The sequence below is a fragment of the Streptomyces sp. H39-C1 genome, from assembly GCF_027158125.1.
GTDB classification, from domain to species: Bacteria; Actinomycetota; Actinomycetes; order Streptomycetales; family Streptomycetaceae; genus Actinacidiphila; species Actinacidiphila fildesensis.
On record NZ_JAPVLS010000003.1, the window covers coordinates 217,893 to 236,837 of the forward strand.

The 18,945-nt window shown below is 70.4% G+C and carries 16 protein-coding genes; 4 read left to right on the forward strand and 12 right to left on the reverse strand.

From position 1 onward, the window contains the following. The first annotated feature begins 21 nt into the window (after positions 1-21). The 4 genes from O3W51_RS03870 to O3W51_RS03885 are packed head-to-tail and all read left to right on the forward strand — an operon-like array spanning position 22 to position 7,193. On the forward strand, positions 22-2,196 hold the full coding sequence (locus tag O3W51_RS03870; RefSeq protein ID WP_269283769.1) for a WD40/YVTN/BNR-like repeat-containing protein: 2,175 nt from the start codon (positions 22-24) through the stop codon (positions 2,194-2,196). Between the two features lie 25 nt (positions 2,197-2,221). Continuing rightward, positions 2,222-4,219, forward strand: coding sequence for a beta-galactosidase (locus O3W51_RS03875; RefSeq protein ID WP_138354568.1), 1,998 nt, complete (start codon positions 2,222-2,224; stop codon positions 4,217-4,219). Further along, the gene (locus tag O3W51_RS03880; RefSeq protein ID WP_269283772.1) at positions 4,216-6,507 is read left to right on the forward strand and encodes a glycosyl hydrolase family 95 catalytic domain-containing protein; all 2,292 of its coding nucleotides are present in this window, start codon (positions 4,216-4,218) and stop codon (positions 6,505-6,507) included. The genes O3W51_RS03875 and O3W51_RS03880 overlap by 4 nt, the downstream gene beginning before the upstream one ends. Then, entirely contained in the window at positions 6,480-7,193 is a 714-nt protein-coding gene (locus tag O3W51_RS03885; RefSeq protein ID WP_269283774.1) for a glycoside hydrolase family 12 protein, read from the forward strand. The genes O3W51_RS03880 and O3W51_RS03885 overlap by 28 nt, the downstream gene beginning before the upstream one ends. Positions 7,194-7,255: 62 nt before the next feature. On the opposite strand, the gene O3W51_RS03890 is transcribed toward O3W51_RS03885, so the two are convergent. The 12 genes from O3W51_RS03890 to O3W51_RS03945 form a co-directional block, all read right to left on the reverse strand. Beyond that, complete coding sequence (locus O3W51_RS03890) at positions 7,256-7,630, reverse strand: hypothetical protein (RefSeq protein WP_138351595.1); 375 nt, start codon at positions 7,628-7,630, stop codon at positions 7,256-7,258. Positions 7,631-7,696: 66 nt separating this feature from the next. Further along, a complete protein-coding gene (locus tag O3W51_RS03895) occupies positions 7,697-8,131 on the reverse strand; it encodes a roadblock/LC7 domain-containing protein (RefSeq protein ID WP_138351594.1) in 435 nt (144 codons plus the stop codon). 37 nt (positions 8,132-8,168) lie between these two features. Continuing rightward, positions 8,169-8,933, reverse strand: coding sequence for a transcriptional regulator (locus O3W51_RS03900; RefSeq protein WP_138351593.1), 765 nt, complete (start codon positions 8,931-8,933; stop codon positions 8,169-8,171). Beyond that, positions 8,930-9,334 carry a hypothetical protein gene (locus O3W51_RS03905; protein WP_138351592.1) on the reverse strand — a complete coding sequence of 135 codons (405 nt, stop codon included), beginning with the start codon at positions 9,332-9,334 and terminating at the stop codon, positions 8,930-8,932. Before O3W51_RS03905 ends, O3W51_RS03900 begins: the two co-directional genes overlap by 4 nt. Positions 9,335-9,545: 211 nt before the next feature. Further along, a complete protein-coding gene (locus tag O3W51_RS03910) occupies positions 9,546-10,850 on the reverse strand; it encodes a pectate lyase family protein (protein ID WP_269283778.1) in 1,305 nt (434 codons plus the stop codon). Between the two features lie 118 nt (positions 10,851-10,968). Continuing rightward, positions 10,969-12,309, reverse strand: coding sequence for an ABC transporter substrate-binding protein (locus O3W51_RS03915; protein ID WP_198357835.1), 1,341 nt, complete (start codon positions 12,307-12,309; stop codon positions 10,969-10,971). Positions 12,310-12,332: 23 nt separating this feature from the next. Continuing rightward, complete coding sequence (locus tag O3W51_RS03920; protein ID WP_198357836.1) at positions 12,333-13,223, reverse strand: PmoA family protein; 891 nt, start codon at positions 13,221-13,223, stop codon at positions 12,333-12,335. Continuing rightward, positions 13,223-14,380, reverse strand: coding sequence for a Gfo/Idh/MocA family protein (locus O3W51_RS03925; RefSeq protein WP_198357837.1), 1,158 nt, complete (start codon positions 14,378-14,380; stop codon positions 13,223-13,225). The genes O3W51_RS03920 and O3W51_RS03925 overlap by 1 nt, the downstream gene beginning before the upstream one ends. Before the next feature lie 5 nt (positions 14,381-14,385). Further along, positions 14,386-15,288, reverse strand: coding sequence for a carbohydrate ABC transporter permease (locus O3W51_RS03930; RefSeq protein ID WP_138351588.1), 903 nt, complete (start codon positions 15,286-15,288; stop codon positions 14,386-14,388). Continuing rightward, positions 15,285-16,190 carry a carbohydrate ABC transporter permease gene (locus O3W51_RS03935; RefSeq protein WP_198357838.1) on the reverse strand — a complete coding sequence of 302 codons (906 nt, stop codon included), beginning with the start codon at positions 16,188-16,190 and terminating at the stop codon, positions 15,285-15,287. Before O3W51_RS03935 ends, O3W51_RS03930 begins: the two co-directional genes overlap by 4 nt. A 108-nt stretch (positions 16,191-16,298) precedes the next feature. Beyond that, positions 16,299-18,020: an L-arabinonate dehydratase gene (araD, locus tag O3W51_RS03940; RefSeq protein ID WP_198357839.1), complete on the reverse strand. Its 1,722-nt coding sequence runs from the start codon at positions 18,018-18,020 to the stop codon at positions 16,299-16,301. Continuing rightward, positions 18,017-18,922, reverse strand: coding sequence for a dihydrodipicolinate synthase family protein (locus O3W51_RS03945; RefSeq protein WP_269283796.1), 906 nt, complete (start codon positions 18,920-18,922; stop codon positions 18,017-18,019). Before O3W51_RS03945 ends, araD begins: the two co-directional genes overlap by 4 nt. Positions 18,923-18,945 lie beyond the last annotated feature (23 nt).

An 18,945-nucleotide genomic window follows, 5' to 3' on the forward strand; every position in this document is an offset into this window, starting at 1 on the left:
CAGCACAGTGAGGTCTTCGTCATGCCCCTGCCCAGCCGACGCGGTGTGCTGCTCGGATCGGCCGCCGGTGCGGCCGCCGCCGCCCTGCCCGCGGTCCCGGCCCGTGCCGCGCAGCCCGACACACACCCGGCACGGCCCCACCGCTGGCGCACCGTGGCCATCGGCGGCGCCGGCTTCGTGACCGGCGTGCTGTTCCACCCGGCCGTGCGCGGCCTCGCCTACGCCCGCACCGACATCGGCGGCGCCTACCGGTGGGAGGAGCGCACCGCGCGGTGGACCGCGCTGAACGACTCGCTGGGCTGGGACGACTGGAACCTCCTCGGCGTCGAAGCGATGGCCGTCGACCCGTCGCACCCCGACCGCCTGTACCTGGCGGTCGGTACCTATGCGCAGTCATGGGCCTCCCCCGGCGCCGTACTGCGGTCCGACGACCGGGGCGCCACCTGGTCGCGCACGGATCTCACGGTGCGGCTCGGCGCCAACGAGGACGGGCGGGGAACGGGCGAACGCCTCCTCGTCGACCCGCGGAACAGCAGTGTGCTGTGGCTGGGGACCCGGCACGACGGACTGTGGAAGTCGTCCGACCGCGGCGCGAGCTGGGCCCGCGCCGAAGCCTTCCCCGGCGCGCCCTCCGCCACCGGGCAGGGCGTCACCTTCCTCGCCGCGGCCGGACGCGTCCTCTACGCGGGCTGGGGCGACGGAGGCAGCGCGCTGTACCGGACGACCGACGGCATGACCTGGGAAGCCGTACCCGGTCAGCCCACCGGGGCCAACGTCCGTACCCCACAGCGCGCTGTCCACTCCTGCGGCATTCTGTACGTCACCTACGCCGACGCTCCCGGGCCCAACGGCATGGCCGACGGCTCGGTGTGGAGGCTCGACACCGCCGCGGGCACCTGGCGCGACATCACTCCGGTGCAGCCCGCCGAGGGAGACCGGTTCGGCTATGCGGGCCTGGCCGCCGACGCCCGCCGCCCCGGCACGGTGATCGCTTCCACCAACAACCGCTGGGGTTCGGTCGACACCCTGTTCCGCACCACCGACGGCGGTCTGACCTGGACTTCGCTCAAGGACACCGCCGTCCTCGGCGTAACCGGAACACCGTATCTCCGGTGGGGCGAGGCCGCGCCGAAGTTCGGGTGGTGGATCCAGACCGTCGGCATCGACCCGCACGACTCCCGCCACGTCGTCTACGGCACCGGCGCCACCGTGTTCGGCACCCGCGACCTGGTCCATTGGGCCCCGCAGATCCGCGGGCTGGAGGAGACCGCCGTCACCAAGCTCATCTCCCCTCCTACCGGAGCCGCCCACCTGCTGTCCGCTCTCGGCGACATCGGCGGCTTCTACCACGACTCCCTCGACTTCTCCCCCGCCGCCGGCATGTACACCGGCCCCGTCTTCGGCTCAACCACCGGCCTGGACCAGGCGGCGCTCAAGCCCTCGTACGTGGTCCGCACCGGCTGGTCGTCGACCCGGAACGGCGCCTACTCCGAGGACGGCGGCCGCAGTTGGACGCCTTTCGCCGCCCAGCCCGAGCAGGCCGCGAACGCGCCCGGCCCCGTCTGCGTCAGCGCCGACGGCCGCACGCTGCTGTGGTCGCTGATCCACTGGAGCGGCACCACCTATCCGACGCAGCGTTCCACCGACGACGGCGCCCACTGGACCGAGGTGGGCACCTTCCCCCAGGGCGCCACCCCGGTGGCCGACCCCGTCGACCCGGCCCGCTGCTACGCCTACGACACCGGCTCCGGGACGCTGTTCGTCTCCACGGACGCCAGCGCGGTCTTCACAGCCGCCGCCACCGGACTGCCCGCCGGCGACACCCAGTACCGCATCGGCGCCGCTCCCGGACGCTGCGGCGATCTGTGGCTGTCGGCCAAGGACAGCGGTCTGCTGCGGTCCACCGACGGCGGCGCCACCTTCGTGCGCGTCCCGGGCGTGGAGGCCTCCTACACCCTCGGATTCGGCAGGTCCCTCACCCCGCGGGGATATCCGGCGCTCTTCCACGTCGCCCGGATCAACGGGGTCACGGGTGTCTTCCGCTCCGACGACGCGGGCGCCAGCTGGCTGCGGATCAACGATGACGCCCACCAGTGGGGCTGGACCGGACAGACGATCACCGGCGACCCCCGTATCCACGGCCGTGTCTACCTCGGCACCAACGGCCGCGGCATCCAGTACGCAGACGCCCTCTGACCTCCCGACGAAGCGAGTGTCCTCCATGCCCGATCTGAACGACGCCGCCCGCGGCCGGATCCTGTTCGGCGGCGACTACAACCCCGAGCAATGGCCCGAAGAGGTGTGGCAGGAGGACGTCCGCCTGATGCGTGACGCGGGGGTCAACACCGCGACCGTCGGGGTCTTCTCCTGGGCGCGACTCGAACCCCGCCCGGGAGCACGCGACTTCAGCTGGCTCGACCGCGTGCTGGACCTGCTGGACGCGAACGGCATCGGCGCGGTGCTGGCCACCCCCACCGCCTCGCCGCCGCCCTGGATGGGTGCCCGTCACCCCGAGACGCTGCCCCGCTCCGAGGACGGCTCGGTGATCTGGTACGGGTCGCGCAACCAGTTCTGCGCGAGCTCGCCCGTCTACCGCGACTGCGCCCGCCGGATCACCGAGGACCTCGCCGAGCGCTACCGCGATCACCCGGCACTGCGGATGTGGCACATCAACAACGAGTACTGCACCAGTTGCTGGTGCGACGAGACCGCCCGCCACTTCCGCCGCTGGCTGAGCGCGCGTTACGGATCGCTGGAAGCCCTCAACGAAGCCTGGGGCACCGCCTTCTGGAGCCAGCGCTATGACTCCTGGGAGGAGATCGTCCCGCCGCGCAAGGTCCAGTACATCGTCAACCCGACCCAGGGCCTGGACTTCCGCCGCTTCACCTCCGACGCGCTGCTGGAGTGCTTCACCGCAGAACGGGACATCGTCGCCCGGCACAGCCCCGGGGTACCGGTCACCACCAATTTCATGCCGATGTGGATCGGCCAGGACGGCTGGACCTGGGCGAGCCGCGAGGACGTCGTCTCGGTCGACATCTACCCGGATCCCAAGGACCCGCACGGCGGTGCGTACGGCGCGATGGTCCAGGACCTGACCCGCTCGCAGGCCGACGGCCCGTGGATGCTCATGGAACAGGCGGCGGGCCCGGTCAACTGGCGGGGGGTAAACCATCCCAAACCGCCCGGCCTGATGCGGCTGTGGTCGCTGCAGGCCGTCGCGCGCGGCGCCGACGCCGTGTGCTTCTTCCAGTGGCGGCAGTCCCGCCAGGGCAGCGAGAAGTTCCACTCCGGGATGCTCACGCACACCGGTGCGGGCGGCCGCACCTTCCAGGAGGTCAAGGGCCTCGGCGCGGACCTGGTCCGGCTGGCGGCCGCCGTGGGCGGCCGCGTCGAGTCGCAGGCCGCGATCCTGCACGACTGGAACGCCTGGTGGGCCGGCCAGCAGCCCGGCCGCCCCTCCACCCGTCTCGACTACGAGCAGGTCCTGCGCTCCTGGCACCAGGCGCTGTGGGAGAGCGGAATCACCACCGACTTCGCCCACCCCGAGACGGATCTGAGCCACTACCCGCTCCTGCTCGTCCCCCACCTCTACCTGCTCACCGATGCCGCCCTGGACAACCTGGCCGGCTACGTCCGCGGGGGCGGCACCCTGGTCTGCGGCTTCTTCACCGGAGTCGCCGACCAGGACGACCGCATCCGTGCCGGCGGCGTGGACGTCCGGCTGCGCGAACTCCTCGGCCTGGCCGCGGTCCACGAATGGTGGCCGCTCGACGACGGGGAGACGGTCACCCTCGAGGACGCCGCCCTGGGCACCTTCCTCGGCACGCTCTGGTCGGAAGACCTCGAAGTCTCCACCGCGCACCCGGTGGCCGTCCACAAAGGCGGCGTCCTGGACGGCCGCCCCGCCGTGACCCGCCACCCCTACGGAGACGGCACCGCCTGGTACGTGTCGGTCCTCCCCGAACCCGCGGCGCTGCGGGCCCTCCTCACCCGCGCCGCCGACGAGCCCGGTGTAAGGCCCCCACTGCCTGCCCTCCCCACAGCAGTGGAGGCCGTACACCGCGGCGACCTGCTCTTCCTCCTCAACCACGGGCGGCACCCGGCCACGGTGCCCGTCCCGGGCGCCCACACCGACCTGCTCACCGGCCGCGACCTCACGGACGAGATCCACCTCGACCGTTACGGCGTCGCCGTCCTGCGGCGGGCCGGATCGTGACCGCGATCCGCCGGCGCGGCAACTGGGATCCGCTCCCCGCCGCCCGCTGGGAGGACGCCTTCCTCACCGGCAACGGACGGCACGGTGCGATGGTGCACGGCGACCCGGCCGACGAGCAGGTGGTCGTCAACCACCACCTGCTCGTCCGGCCCAACGGCGCCGAGGACCGCCGCGCGCCGCACCTGGCCGACGGACTGGAGCGACTGCGCGACGACATCCTGGCGGGGCGCGCCGCCGAAGCCGTCCACCGCACCGTCGGCGACCGGCCCCTGCAGTGGGTCCGCCCCTTCCACCCCGCCTTCGCCGTCCGCGTCCGGCGACCGCGCACACCAATCACCGGCTACCGCCGCGCGATCGACTACCGCACCGGCACCGTCCGCACCACCTGGACCCAGGACGGCGGCCGCTGGACCGCCGAATGCTTCGTCTCGCGCGCCGACGACGTGATCGTCCATCGCCTCACCCCGCCCCCGTACGGCACGATCACCGCGGAGATCCGCCACGACGTACGGCTGCCCGGAGCCCCTGACGAGCTCCACGTGCAGAGCACCGCCGCCGACTGCGGAGAGCGGGTGGCCGAGGCGCTGATCTCCACCTCCGTGCGCTACCCGCACAGCGACCTCGGGTACTCCGGCTGGACCCGGGTCATCGCTCGCGCGGGCACACTGCGCACGTCGGGCGGCACGACGTCCGCCGAAGGCTGCACGGAGCTCACCCTCCTCACCCGCGTCGCCCCCTGGAGCGCCCCCGGCGCGCCCGCGGCGCGGCGGTCCTTTGAGTCGCTGTTCGCCCGCCACCGGCCCCTCCACCAGGAACCGTACGACCGCGTGGAGCTCGATCTCGACGCCCCGGAGGGGCATCGCGCGCTGCCCGCCTCGACGCTGCTCGCCGATCCCGTGGCACACCGACTCGCGCTGCTGGAGCGGCTGTTCGACGCGGGCCGCCACCATCTGCTGTCCTCCTCGGGCCTGCTGCCGCCCCGCCTCACCGGGATCTGGACCGGTGACTGGGAGACGGCCTGGCAGGGCGCGTTCACCTGCGACGCCAACCTCAATCTGCAGATGTCCTCCGCCGCGGTGGCGGCACTGCCGGAGGTCTCCCTCGCCCTGGCCGCACTCATCCGCTCGCAGCTCGACGACTGGCGCGACAACGCGACCCGCCTCTTCGGCACGCGTGGCATCGTCGCCCCCGCCCACAGCGACGGCCTGTCCGGTCGCGCCTACCACTACTCCGACGCCTATCCGCTGCATCTGTGGACCGCCGGAGCCGACTGGCTACTGCACCCACTCCTGGACCACGCCGCCGTCACCGGCGACCGCTTCTTCGCGCACGAGGTCCTCGCCCCGCTGCTCGCCGAGACCGCCGCGTTCTACGAGGACTTCCTGACCCGCACCGGCCCCGGCGGAGCGCTCGTCCTCGTCCCCTCCTACTCCCCGGAGAACACCCCGGCCGGCGCCGACAGCCCCGTCACGGCCAACGCCACCATGGATATCGCTGCCGCCCGGCACGCTCTGCGAGCCACCGGTGAGCCCGCGCACGCCGCGCTCGCCGACCGGCTGCCGCCCTACCGGACCAACCGTGACGGCGCACTCGCGGAATGGTCCTGGCCGGGCGATCCGGAGCGTGCCCCAGACGCCTACGACCACCGGCACATCAGCCACCTCTACCCCGTGTGGCCGCTCGACGAGATCAACCCGTGCGACACCCCCGAACTGGCCCGGGCGGCACGCCGCGCCCTCGAACTGCGAGGCGCCGAGAACGACTCCGCCCACGGCCACCTGCACACGGCGCTCGTCGCGGCCCGGCTCGGGGACGCACAGCGCGTGGCGGGCGCCCTGCTCTCCGTGCTCGACCAGGACTTCTTCCACGCCGGCCTGATGAGCTCGCATTACCCGGGACGCGCGGTGTACAACGCCGACGCGGCGCACACCCTGCCCTCCGTGCTCATCGAGGCGCTGCTGCACTCGACCCGCGACCGCCTCGTGCTCCTTCCCGCGCTGCCGGTCTTCCTCCCCACCGGCACCCTGCGCGGCATCCGCACCCGCTGCGGCGTCACCGTCACCGAGCTGTCCTGGTCGGTGCCCGCCCGCCGGCTGCGGGTCGTCCTGCGGGCGGCCACCGACCTCACGGTGCGCCTGCAGACCGGAGCCGACGGCCGGCCGCACCCCAACCGTCTCCCCGCCGACCGGGACCTGGTCCTGAACCTCCCCCTCGGCGGGGTTCCCCCCACCAACCCCCCACTCAGCAAGGGAGTCCCCCCATGCGCAGAACCGCGCGCCCGTTCCTGAGGACGACGCTACTGACGCCGATCCTGGCGTTCCTCGCCGTCCTCGGCCTGCTCGCCGCGCCCGCCCGGGCCGCCACCTGGTCGTCCTCCGACCAGTGGGCCACCTGGTCCAACGGTGGCTACACCCTCTACAACGACGTCTGGGGCGGCGGAGCCGGCGCCCAGACCATCTGGGCCAACTCGTACAGCAACTGGGGTGTCTGGGCGAACCATCCCAACACCGGCGGCATCAAGTCCTACCCCAACGTCACCAAGTACGTCGGGAAGCCGCTGTCCTCGCTCTCCAGCGTGAAGAGCAGCTTCAACGTCACGGTCCCGAGCACTGGCGCGTACGAGACCGCGTACGACGTGTGGGACTCCGCCAACGCCTACGAGATCATGCTCTGGATGAACAGGACCGGCGCGGTCGGACCCCTCGGGACCTCCCAGGGCAACATAACGCTCGGCGGCCACACCTGGACCGTCTACAAGGGCAGCAACGGCTCCAACGCGGTCTTCTCCTTCGTCCGCACCGGCAACACCGGCTCCGGCACGGTCGACATCCTCGCCATCCTCAACTGGATCAAGAACACCAAGGGTTGGTTCTCCAACATCACCCTCGGCAACGTCCAGTTCGGCTACGAGATCACCTCGTCCTCCGGCGGCCTGAACTTCAACACCAACAGCTACAGCGTCACCTCGTCCTGATGGTCGCCACGCGGCCGAGCCTGCACAGGCTCCGCCGCGTGGCCGGCGGTGCGCAAGCCGCGTCAGACCTCCAGTTCGGCCTCGATCTTCTTGAGTTGATGCCTGGCCATCGCCAGGTTGGCCCGCCCCTTGTCCAGGGCCAGGTAGAGGAAGAGGCCGTTCTTGCCGCGCCCCTTGATCAGCCGGATCAGGTGGTACTGGCCGCCGAGGGTGATGAGGATGTCCTCGATCTCGTCCTTGAGGCCGAGCATCTCCATGGTGCGCACCTTGGCGCGCACCACGTCGGTGTTCCCGGCGGCGGCGACCGTCAGGTCGAGGTCCTTGCCGCCGCCCAGAGTGCCCAGTGCCATGCCGCTGGTGTAGTCGACGAGGGCGACACCCAGCGTGCCCTCGATCGATGTCGTCGCTTCCTTGAGGCAGATCTCGATGTTCGCCATGAGCGGGTACTTCCTTCCGGTCTTTCGGTGGTGTGCGGTAGGTGACGCGTCGGAACGGTGGTGCGGTCAGGTGGTCTCGGGCCGGATCAGCGTGCCGTCGGTCAGTTCGGCGATGCGGGCACTGCACCGGCGGGCCTCCAAATGGAGTCGGCCCACGTTGGCGTCCGTCCCTGCCCATGCGGTCAGAACGACGGAGACGCCCGCCGCATAGGTGGCGACATAGCCCTGCTCACCCCGGACCAGCAGCTCCCGGAACGCGCCCCGGTCGGTCCCGTCCGCCAGGCGGAGGGCGACCGAGAGCACGGCCGCGCTGAGCGCCGCGACGGTCTCGGACTCCGGGGTGGCAAGGTCCTGGGCCAGCACCAGACCGTCGGTACTCGCCGCGAGTACGCCGGTGAGATGCGGAACGCGGGCCCGTAACCTTCGGAGCTCTTCCAGGACATCGGCTTCCGTCGCCATCAGCTGTCTCCTCTCGGCGCGCTGTCTCATTGCGCGTCTCATGACGGCGTTGCCGGTGCCTCATGGGCGGGCCGGAAGATCACAGGGTTGCCTCCAATGCGTCACGCAGTCGGCGCAGCAGGGATATGTCGGGGTCCGCGGACAGGTCCGCGACCCAGGCCGGGATGGGGGAAGGCTCGGCCGCCGCCGCTCTGCGGGGGGTCCGCAGGTGCCCGGCGGCGGCCAGCCGGCGCACGTCGACGAGGGTGTGGAAGGCGGGACGGCCCAGCAGCCGGGCCATCGCGAACGGGGTCCGTATGCCGTCCGCCAGATCGAGGACGGCGCGCTGCCGCCGGGTGACCGCGGGGTTGTCGGCCGCCCGGTCGCGGACGACGGGCGCGCTGTCGACCTCGGGGTGCGGCCAGATCCGGTCCAGCAGCTCCTGCCGCCGCCGGGTCTCACGCTCGACGACTTCGGCGCGCAGCGGGCGCACGGGCCCGAACCAGTGGGTGGCTCCGTAGCGGAAGCGGGTCGGGCCGGTTCTGGGGGCGAGCGCGAAGAACGCGGCGTCGAAGACCGCACCGAGATGGCAGATCTCCAACTCCCCGCTGGTGAGCAGATTGCTCTCGACGAGGCTGCGCCCGACCCGGCACCGTGCCCCTGCCCGGTCGATCGTCTCCTGCCACTCCGCCGATGAGAGCCGGCGGCGGGCGAGCAGCAGAACGTCGACGCCCGGCGCGGCGGGACTCTCGGCGTGGACGACCTCTCCGTCGAGAAGATAGACCGTGCCCGTCTCCCGCAGCAGGGCACCGGTGGCCCGGTCTCCGGCCATGCGGACGAGCATCGAGGGGTTCAGCGCTCTCATCCGAGCACCAGACGCTCGGCCAGTCCCTGGAGCCGGATCCGGGCAAGGGCGAGATTCCCCTCGTCGCGGTCGAGCCAGAGATGGAAGAACACGCTGCTGTCGAAGGTGGTGTCGACGAAGCGCAGCAGGTGATAGCTGGTGAGGGTGGTGACGATGACGTCCTCGACGGGCGATCCCTTGGCGGCCTCGGCGTCCCCGTGGTTCCCAGCCGTTGCGAAGGCGGTGTGTTCGGCGGCCATCCGGGCCAGTTCGGCCGTCTCGACCGCCGTGGTCTCGTAGTCGTTCGTGGGGGATACACCGAGAGTGCCGAGTGCCAGTCCCGTGGTCCACTCGACGACGGCGGCTCCCCGTGCACCGGGCAGACCCATCGCTTCGAGTAAGCACTCATCGATTCCGGGCACGCGGATTCCCTCTCGGTTCGCGGCAGTTGAGGACCTCAGCCGCACTGCGGTGACCGTGAGACTACGCACGGCGATGCGCCGGATGCGGACGTAAGATGATTTCCCGCGAAAACACGCAGCGTTGGACTATGCTCCGCCCTTGCCAGGTGCATAGTCGGTCGCGGGGGGGCCGGTCGTGTCGGCCCGCCCGGCGATCAAAAGTGCTGTCCCGCTACAGCCGCCCTGCGCCCGCGCCGCAGTCGACGAGGTGCGGAACCGCGGTGGGGCTGTCGACGCGGGTGCGCAGGGTGGGAGTCCAGCCCGCGTCACCGGCGATGACCGTGGTGGGGTGGCTGGCGTTGAACGCGCCGAGGAGGTCGGTTTCCTTGCCGTTGACGGCGTTGTGCTCCTCCGTCATCGCGGTGCCCTTCCAGTACGCGATGACCCGGTCGGCGCCGACCGACCCGGGCAGCGTGAACGCGTTGGCCTCCGCGACGAGTTGGGACCGGTAGCCGACTCCGAGGCTGTAGACGTATTCCTGGCCCGGCGTTACGACGTAGTGGTTGTTGTAGGCGTCGACCTGTCCGAAGCGGACCCGCGGCGCTCGTTCGGTGATGCCCTGGAGAAGGTTGTGGTGAAGGGTCACGCGCAGCTTGCCTTCGTCGGTGGCACCGGCGCTGTCGCTGTTGCCGAAGAGCAGCGTCTTGTCGTGGTCGGTGAAGGCGTTCCAGGAGGCGGTGACGAGGTCGGCGCCTTTGACGATGTCGAGTTCACCGTCGTGCTGCTGGTAGATCCGTCCGAAGTAGAACGGCTGGGCGGCGTCGGGGCGGCGGCCGTCGGTGAACGTGTTGTGGTCGATCCAGACGTGGGTGGCGCCGTAGACGACGAGGTTGTCGTACTCGGAGTTCCAGTTGCCGGTGGCGCCGTCGGTGGGGTCCCACTGGGGGAAGCAGTCGAAGGCGTCCTCGAAGGTGAGATTGCGGACGATGACGTTGTCCGCGTTCTTGATCTGAAGATCGAGGGCGAGCAGCCCGGCGTGGTTGCCGAGGCCCACGATGGTGGTGTTGGAGCCGACCGCGAGCTCGACCCGCGCGGCCTGACGGGCGGCGGAGGCGCCGCGGGCGTCCTCCTGCGCACCGGCGGGCAGGGTGCCGGTGCCCCAGGTGGCCGGGTCGTACGCAGCGAGGTAGGAGTCGAGGGAGTAGCCGTCGGTGGCGTAGTCCGCGCAGGTCAGCGGCTGCCCGGCGTCGTCGGTGTTGCCGTCGATGGTGCCCTTGATCTGGATGATCTTGGGCGTGGCGTCGCCGCCGTTGAGAGCGGCGGCGAGCTGTGCGCGGGTGCTGACGGTGAACGTGTGGGCGGCGTCGGCCACCGCGCCGCCGGTGGTCCCGGTGCCCGAGGACGCCCAGCCGTCCCCTGCGGGCAGTACGGCACGGGCGGGTGCCGTGGGGTGGGCGGCCTGCGCGGGCACGGCCAGCGCCAGCGAGGCGCAGCCGATCAGTGCGGCAATTACATGGGCATGACACATTCTTCTCATTGCGGCTCCCGCTGAAAGGAAGTGAACGGGTGGAAGGACCAGGTGCGGTGAACGGGTGCGGTGAAGGGGGTGGGGCCGCTGCGGGGCGGCGGTCGGAGCGTCCGCCCCGCCGCGGACGTCAGCTCTTGTGCTTCTTGTAGTCCGCCTGCGCGGCGTTGAGCTTGTCCGCGAGCTTGTCGGCGAAGTCCTTGGCCGAGGTCTTGCCGAGCAGCAGCTTCTGGAAGTCCGGCTCGGAGTCGGCCTTGGTGATGCTGTTCCAGTCCGGCAGGTAGTAGGGGAACTGCACGATCTTGGTCTTGGGGTCGTTGGGTGAGTCCATCGCGGCTTTGGTCGGCTTGGCGTCAGTGATCCACTTGTCCCCCGCGGTGCCGGTGTTGGCCGGGATTGCGCCCGCCGACTCGTTCCAGAGGCTGTTCATCTCGGCGGAGGCGGCGAACTCGATGAACTTCCAGGCGGCGGCCTTGTTCGTGCCTGACTTGAACAGCCCGAGCCCGTCGACCGGGTTGGACACGACCGTCCGCACCCCGCCGTCGGTGGACGGCGGCAACGGGATGCCGTCGATCCTGTCCTTCCCGAACGCCTTCACATGGTCGGTGTACGAACCGAGGTTGTGCTGCAGCATCCCGATGCTGCCCTGGTCGAACTCGGCGACCATCTTCACGAAGTCGTTGTTGAGATCGGCCTCGGGAGTCGCCTTCTTGTACAGGCCGGCGTACTTCTCCAACGCGGCGATGTTCCTGGGGTCGTTGACCGTGGTCCGGTCGCCGTTCCAGAAGGTGTCGATCCCCGACTGGGCGTACATCATCTCCAGCGCCTGCGCGATCGAGCCCTTCCCACCGCGCAACGTGAAGCCGAACTTGTTGCTCTCGACGTCCGTCAGCTTGTCCGCCGCCGCGTACAGACCAGCCCAGGTGGTGGGCGGCTGCAGGCCGGCGGCGGTGAACAGATCCGTGCGGTACCACAGCGTGCCCTGGTTGGCGGAGGTCGGCACCTCATAGAGCTGCTTGGCATCGCCACCGGCAGCCAGAACGCTGGTGACCATGCCGGTGACGAGCTTGCCCTTCAGAGCGCTGCCGTCGATCCGGTCGGTGAGCGGCTCCAGGGCGTTCTGCGCGACCATGTTGGCCAGATACGCCGTGCCCACGCCGCCCACGTCGGGCAGCCCACCGCCCGCGATGGCGGTGTCGTACTTCTTCTGCACATCGGCGATCGGGATGCCGACGTACTCGACCTTGATGTCCGGGTTCTTCTTCTCGAAAGCGGCGATGATCTGCTTCCAGACGGCGGTGCGCACACCACCATTGTTGTCCCAGAAGACGATCTTCCCCTGGCCCTTGCCCTCGTCACCGGACTTGGTGCCGGAGTCGCCGCACGCGGTGGCGGTGAGTGCGAGGGTGGCGATGAGCGCAGTGGCGGCGATCAGACGGGATCTGCGGTGTGGGTTCGTCGGTTCTGACATGGCGGCTCTTTCGGTTGTGGGATTCAGTCGTGGGCTGCGGTTGTGGAATTCAGGGGGCGGGTTACAGGGAGCTGGGTTTGGAGAGATCGATGCGGGAAGCCGGTCATCGCGCGGGCCAGAGCCGCGGCCTCGTCACGGCCGAGCCGCCCGTCCGCGATACCGGTCACGATGCGCCGGGTGACGGTGGCCGCCGCCGGCATCGTCAGCCGCTCCCGCGCGGCGAGCGAGGAGCCGACGCCGGGGTACTCGTCGGTGCGCACGAACCACGGATCCGGTCCGCTGAACACCAGCGTCCAGTCGTCGCCGGCGAGCGCGAGCCAGTCGGCCGGGCGGCCGTGCACCGCCTCCTCACCGTCCGCATCCGCGCTGAAGACCCGCGGGAGGCGGCCGTTCTTCGGTGCCCGCCAGAAGAAGCCGCCGTATCCCGCGCCGGGCCGGCCGTTGGTGGTCGGGCTGCCGATGCTCAGCGGACGGCCGGTGGTGTTGGTGAGCATGAAGGCGAAGTCGAGTGCCCAGGCGGTGTCGTCGATCTGCCGGACGCCGACGGTGCGCCGCTCGTACAGCAGCTCACGATCGTCGGCCGTCCAGGACAGTTCCTCGGCGAAGCCGGCGGCCGTCCGCCGGAGCCAACCGCCATGCCGCTGCACACCGTGGTTGTCCAGCCCGGTGGGTCCCCGGCCGCGGACGAAGGTCCGGCCGCCCCAGAAGTTGCGGCCTTCCACGTCCGGGACCGCGACGCTCACCCCCAGATGGTGACGGTGGTCCTCGGGCATCAGCTCGGTGACCGCCACTCCGCCCAGGGTTCGGACCGGGTGCAGATACGGGCGCGGGGACAACTCCTGTTCCAGTTCGGGCCGGTGGACATAGCGGCCGACGACGCGGCCGCCGCACCGCAGTACGAGGGGAGGTGTCATCAGCAGCGCACCTCCCGGGACTGCTGCGATACGGCCCAGGGCGCGCCGAGTTCCGAGAAGAGCGCGAGCCTCTGCGCGGCGGCTTCGACCAGGCCGTCGACACCCGGGACCACACGCCGCTGGGAGCGCTCCCCCGCAACGGCACGCCACAGGCGGCCGGGGACCGGCATCGGATCGGCGGCGGTACGGATCGCCTCGACGACCTTCATGAAAGCGCCCGTGGCGCGCGGCGGGACGAGCAGTTCCTCGCTGTGCGCGATGTGGGCCAACAGGTTCTCCAGCAGGTCGGTACGCGCGAAGACGCGCTCCTCGGGGCCGCGGGAGGCACGCTGCAGCAGCACCCGGTCCTGCTTGTACCAGAAGGTGATGCGGCCCCTTGTGCCGTGCACGGCGATGTACGGTTCGGCGGCGGTCTCGGCGCACAGCGTGGCGGCGACGGTGACCCGGGTACCGCGCGCGGTCCTGATCCGGACGCAGGAGGTGTCATCGGACTCGATGTCGTTGGCGCGGAAGAGTTCGGTCTCGATCGCGGCCACATCTGTGGCACGATCACTGCCGTCCAGCCGCAGTGCGGTGGCCACGGCGTGCGCCAGCGGGTTGGTGAGCACGCCGTCGACCACGTCGACACCCCGTAGGGTGCGGCGCCCCGACCAGGCGGCACGTGCGAAGTACTGCTCGTCACGCACCCAGTTGCCTGCCGCTCCGATGCCCCGTACGCGGCCGATCGCGCCGTCGGCGATCAGTTCGCGCACCGCGGTCACGCCCTGCGAACCGAGCGACTGGAAGCCGACCTGGCAGGCCCTGCCACTCGCTTCGAGACCGGCGACCAGTCGTTCGTACTCGGCGTACGACGGCGTCGGGGGCTTCTCCAGCAGCACGTGCGCGCCATGGGCGGCGGCGGTCAGTGCCAGGTCGGCATGGGTGTGGATCGGTGTGCAGACGATCGCGACGACGGCGCCCGTCCGGTCGATCAGCTCCCCCAGGTCGGCTCCTTGCGCCGGAGTGCCGAGACCGGCCAGCCGGTCCTTCTCCGGCGGCCGCACGTCGCACACCCCGGCCAGCCGTACGGTCCCGGCGGCGGTGAGTCTGCGCAGGTTGTCCAGATGCCAGTGCCCGTGGCCGTGCGCGCCGGCCAGTACGACGGGTATCGCCCGCATGCCGTTCACCCCTTGACCGCGCCGGCGCTGAAGCCTGTGATCAGCCACTTCTGGATGAAGGCGAAGACGATCACGACCGGCACGGCGGCCACGACGCCGCCCGCGGCCAGCGCTCCGAGATCGACGCTGTCGGCGCCGATCAGGGTGTTGAGGCCGACCGGGATCGTCTGCTTGTCCTGCGAGCTGAGGAACATCAGCGCGAACAGGAAGTGGTTCCAGCTGTGGACGAACGCGAAGGAGCCGACCGCGATCAGACCGGGCCGCAGCACCGGCAGCACCACCGCGCAGAACCCCCGGAAGCGCGAGCAGCCGTCCACCCAGGCGGCCTCCTCCAGCGCCATGGGTACGTTCTTGATGAAGCCGCTGATCAGGATGATGGACAGCGGCAGTTGGAACACGGTCTCCGCGATGATCACGCTCCACAGTGAGTTGATCAGCTGCAGGTTCCTGAAGATCTCGAAGAGCGGGACGAGCATCAGCGCGCCGGGGATGAACTGCGAACACAACAGCCCCAGCATGAAGGCGCTCTTGCCCCGGAACCGGAAGCGGGCGAGCGCGTAGCCGCCGCACAGCGCCACCACAGTGGTGGTGATCAGGGTGGCGACACCGACCAGCATGCTGTTCTGGAAGTACATGCCGAACGACCGCTCGTTCCACACCTTCGCGAAGTGCTCGCCCGTGGCGGGCCAGGGCACCAGCGACGTCGACCCTGCCGGCCGCACCGCGAACAGCAGCATCCAGTAGAACGGGACGAGCGTGAACAGCAGGTACAGGCCGAGCGGCAGATAGATCTGCCAGCGAGGCGTGCCGTCGTCCACCGCGCGGCGCCGCCGCCGGGCGGTACGCGGCGGAGTGATACCAGCGGGAGGCACCGCTCGGATGCCCTTCTCCGCGAGTGCGGCGGTCATGTGCGGTCGCCTCCGAACTTGCTCAGGCGCAGATAGAGGATCGAGCAGAAGAGGAGGATCACGAAGGCGACGGTGGTCAGCGCCGACGCGTAGCCGAAGTCGTGTCCGTCGACTCCGGTGTTGGCGACGTACAGCGGCAGCGTGGTGGTCTGGCCGGCCGGTCCGCCGCCGGTGAGGGTGTACAGGAGGTCGACGTTGTTGAACTCCCAGACCCCGCGCAGCAGCGTCGACAGGACGATCGCGTCCCTCAGGTGCGGCAGGGTGATGTGGAGGAGCTTCCGGTACCGGTTCGCGCCGTCGACCGAGGCCGCCTCGTACAGCTCCTTGGGGATGGACTGGAGGTCGGCGAGGATGAGGATCGCGAAGAAGGGGACGCCGCGCCAGAGTTCGGCGAGGACCGCCGCCCAGAACACGGTGCCGGTGTCGGAGAGCACCGAGGTGCCGTAGGTGCCGATCCCGGCGTCGGCGAGATAGCGGCTGAACCCGGTGGACGGGTTGTAGAGCAGCATCCAGATGGTGGTCGTCAGAACGCCGGAGACCGCCCAGGGTGAGAAGACCAGGGCGCGGGCGATGCCCCGGCCGATGAAGGTCTGGTTGACCAGCAGTGCCAGCACCAGTCCGAGGGCGAGTTGCAGACCCACCTCGACGACGACCCATCGGGCGCTGAAGGCCAGGCTCTGCCAGAACAGCGGGTCGTCGGTGAAGATCCTGGTGAAGTTGGAGAAACCGGCGAAGCCGTTCCGCCAGGGCTTGGTGACGTTGTAGTCCTGCAGGCTGTAGTAGAGAACGCTGATCATCGGGTAGGCGATGAACCCGAGCATCAGCAAGGCTGCCGGGGCTATCAGCAGATACGGGAGGCGCCGGTCGCGCCGCCGGGATGGTTTCGCCACGGCGATGGCCATGACTGGGACTCCTTCACTACGGGGTAAGCGCTTGCTGAATGGTGTGCGGCGTCCCGGACGGCGAACGTCAGGGGCAGTTGCGATGCGGAAGGGGGCTGCGGCGGGCGCTCAGCCTGCGTAGGGCTCGGGCACTTCGCCGGGCCTGGCCAGGAAACGGAAGTCGCAGCCGGTGTCGGCCTGGGTGATCTGTTCCTGGTAGAGGGCGCCGTAGCCGCGTGAGAAGCGGGGCGGTGGCGGCTGCCACTCTGCGCGGCGGCGCTCCAACTCGGGTTCGTCCAGCTCCAGGTGGAGCCGTCGGGCCTCCACGTCGAGGGTGATCAGATCACCGGTGCGGACGAGCGCGAGCGGGCCGCCGACGTACGACTCGGGTGCGATGTGCAGCACGCAGGCCCCGTAACTGGTGCCGCTCATCCGGGCGTCGGAGATCCGGACCATGTCCCGCACGCCCTCTTTGAGAAGGTGATCGGGAATCGGCAGCATCCCGTACTCGGGCATCCCGGGGCCGCCGAGCGGGCCGGAGCCGCGCAGGACCAGGACGCTGTCGGCGGTGATGCCCAGCCCCGGGTCGTTGATGGTGGACTGCATCGCCCGGTAGTCGTCGAAGACCACGGCCGGGCCGGTGTGCTTGAGCAGCTGGGGATCAGCGGCGATGTGCTTGATGACGGCGCCGTCGGGACAGAGGTTGCCGCGCAGCACCGCGAGCCCGCCTTCGTCCGCCAGCGGGTTGCCACGGGGACGGATGACGTCCGGGTTGTGGACGAGCGCGCCCGCGAGCTGCTCGCGCAGCGTGGGGTGGGCCACCGTCGGGCGCTCCAGATGCAGTACGTCCGTCAGCTGTGCGAGGAAGCCGGGCAGGCCGCCGGCGAAATGGAAGTCCTCCATCAGATACCGGCCGCCCGGGCGCACGTTCGCCAGCACCGGTACTGTGCGGGCGATGCGGTCGAAGTCGTCGAGGGTCAGTTCGACACCGGAGCGGCCGGCCATCGCGATCAGATGGATCACGGCATTGGTGGAGCCGCCCAGGGCGAGGACGGTGGCGACCGCGTCCTCGTAGGCGTCACGGGTGAGAATCCGCGACAGCCTCAGGTCCTGCCACACCAGCTCGACGATGCGCGCTCCCGAGGCGGCCGCCATCCGCTCGTGACCCGAGTCGACCGCGGGGATCGAGGACGCGCCGGGCATCGTGACACCCAGCGCCTCGGCGGCCGCCGTCAGCGTCGAGGCGGTGCCCATCGTCATGCAGTGGCCGGGGGAACGCGCGAGCCCGTTCTCCAGTTCTGCCAGTTCGCCGTCGCCGATCAGCCCGGCGCGCCGGTCGTCCCAGTACTTCCACATGTCCGTGCCGGAGCCCAGCACTTCATTGCGCCAGTGTCCCGGCAGCATGGGTCCGGCCGGGACGAAGACGGCCGGCAGGTCCATGCTGGCCGCGCCCATCAGCAGCGCCGGGGTGGACTTGTCGCAGCCGCCCATCAGGACGGCGCCGTCCACCGGGTACGAGCGCAGCAGTTCCTCGGTCTCCATGGCGAGGAGGTTGCGGTAGAGCATCGGCGTCGGCTTCTGGAAGGTCTCCGAGAGCGTGGACACTGGGAACTCCAGTGGGAAACCGCCCGCCTGCCACACCCCGCGCTTGACCGCCTGAGCACGTTCCCGCAGGTGGGAGTGGCAGGGGTTGATGTCGGACCAGGTGTTGAGAATCGCGATCACCGGCTTGCCGAGGTGCTCCTCGGGGAGATAGCCGAGCTGCCGGGTGCGGGCCCGGTGGCTGAACGAGCGCAGCCCGTCCGTGCCGTACCACCGGTGGCTGCGCATTTCCTCGGGAGCCTTCCTCATATCGCCCAGTCCTTGATGAGTGCCGCGACCTCGGCGCGCTGCGCGTCGGGCAGCTGACGGCTCGGCGGCCGCACCTCGCGGCTGCACAGGCCGAGGACGGCGAGCGCCTCCTTGACGACGGTCACATTGTTGGCGGACTGCTGCGCGGCGCGCAGGTCCTCGAAGGGGCGGATCTGTTCCCAGACCTTCATCGCTCCCGGATGGTCCCCGGCGCGAAGTGCCGTCAGCATGCCCAGCGAGACGGACGGGGCGACGTTGACCAGGCCGGAGGTGAAACCTGTGGCGCCCATCGCCCAGTAGGAGGGCGCGTACAGCTCCGCCAGCCCGGCCACCCAGACGAAGCGGTCGAGCCCGGCGTCGCGCGCGAAGGCCGCGAAGCGGGCGGCGTCCGGCACCGCGTACTTCGCGCCGATCACGTTGGGGCACAGGTCGCCGAGCAGTGCCATCCGGTCACCGCCGAGGAGCGGGTTGCGGATGTAGGGCACTACACCCAGTTCGGGGACGGACTCGGCGATGGCCCGGTGGTAGTCCACCCACCCGTCGGGCGAGACATAGGGATGGACGGGCTGGTGCACCATCACCATCCGCGCACCGTGGTCACGCGCGTGCCGGGCGGCGGCGACGGCGGTCGGCACGTCGTGGCCGACACCCACCAGGACGACGGCCGGTCGCTGCGCGGTCTCGGCGAGCGTGTCCTCGACGACCGTGAGGCGCTCCTCGGGAGCCAGCGCGTAGAACTCGCCGGTGTTCCCGTTGGGCGTGAGCGTCCGGACGCCGCCGTCCAGCAGCCTGCGCAGCAGAAGCCGGTACGCGGTCCGGTCGATCGCACCGTCGGCGTCGAACGGGGTCACCGGAATCGCGACGACATCGGCGAGCGCGGCCCGCAGCGCGGCACGGTCCATCGGTTCGGCGCGGGGCGTCGGTT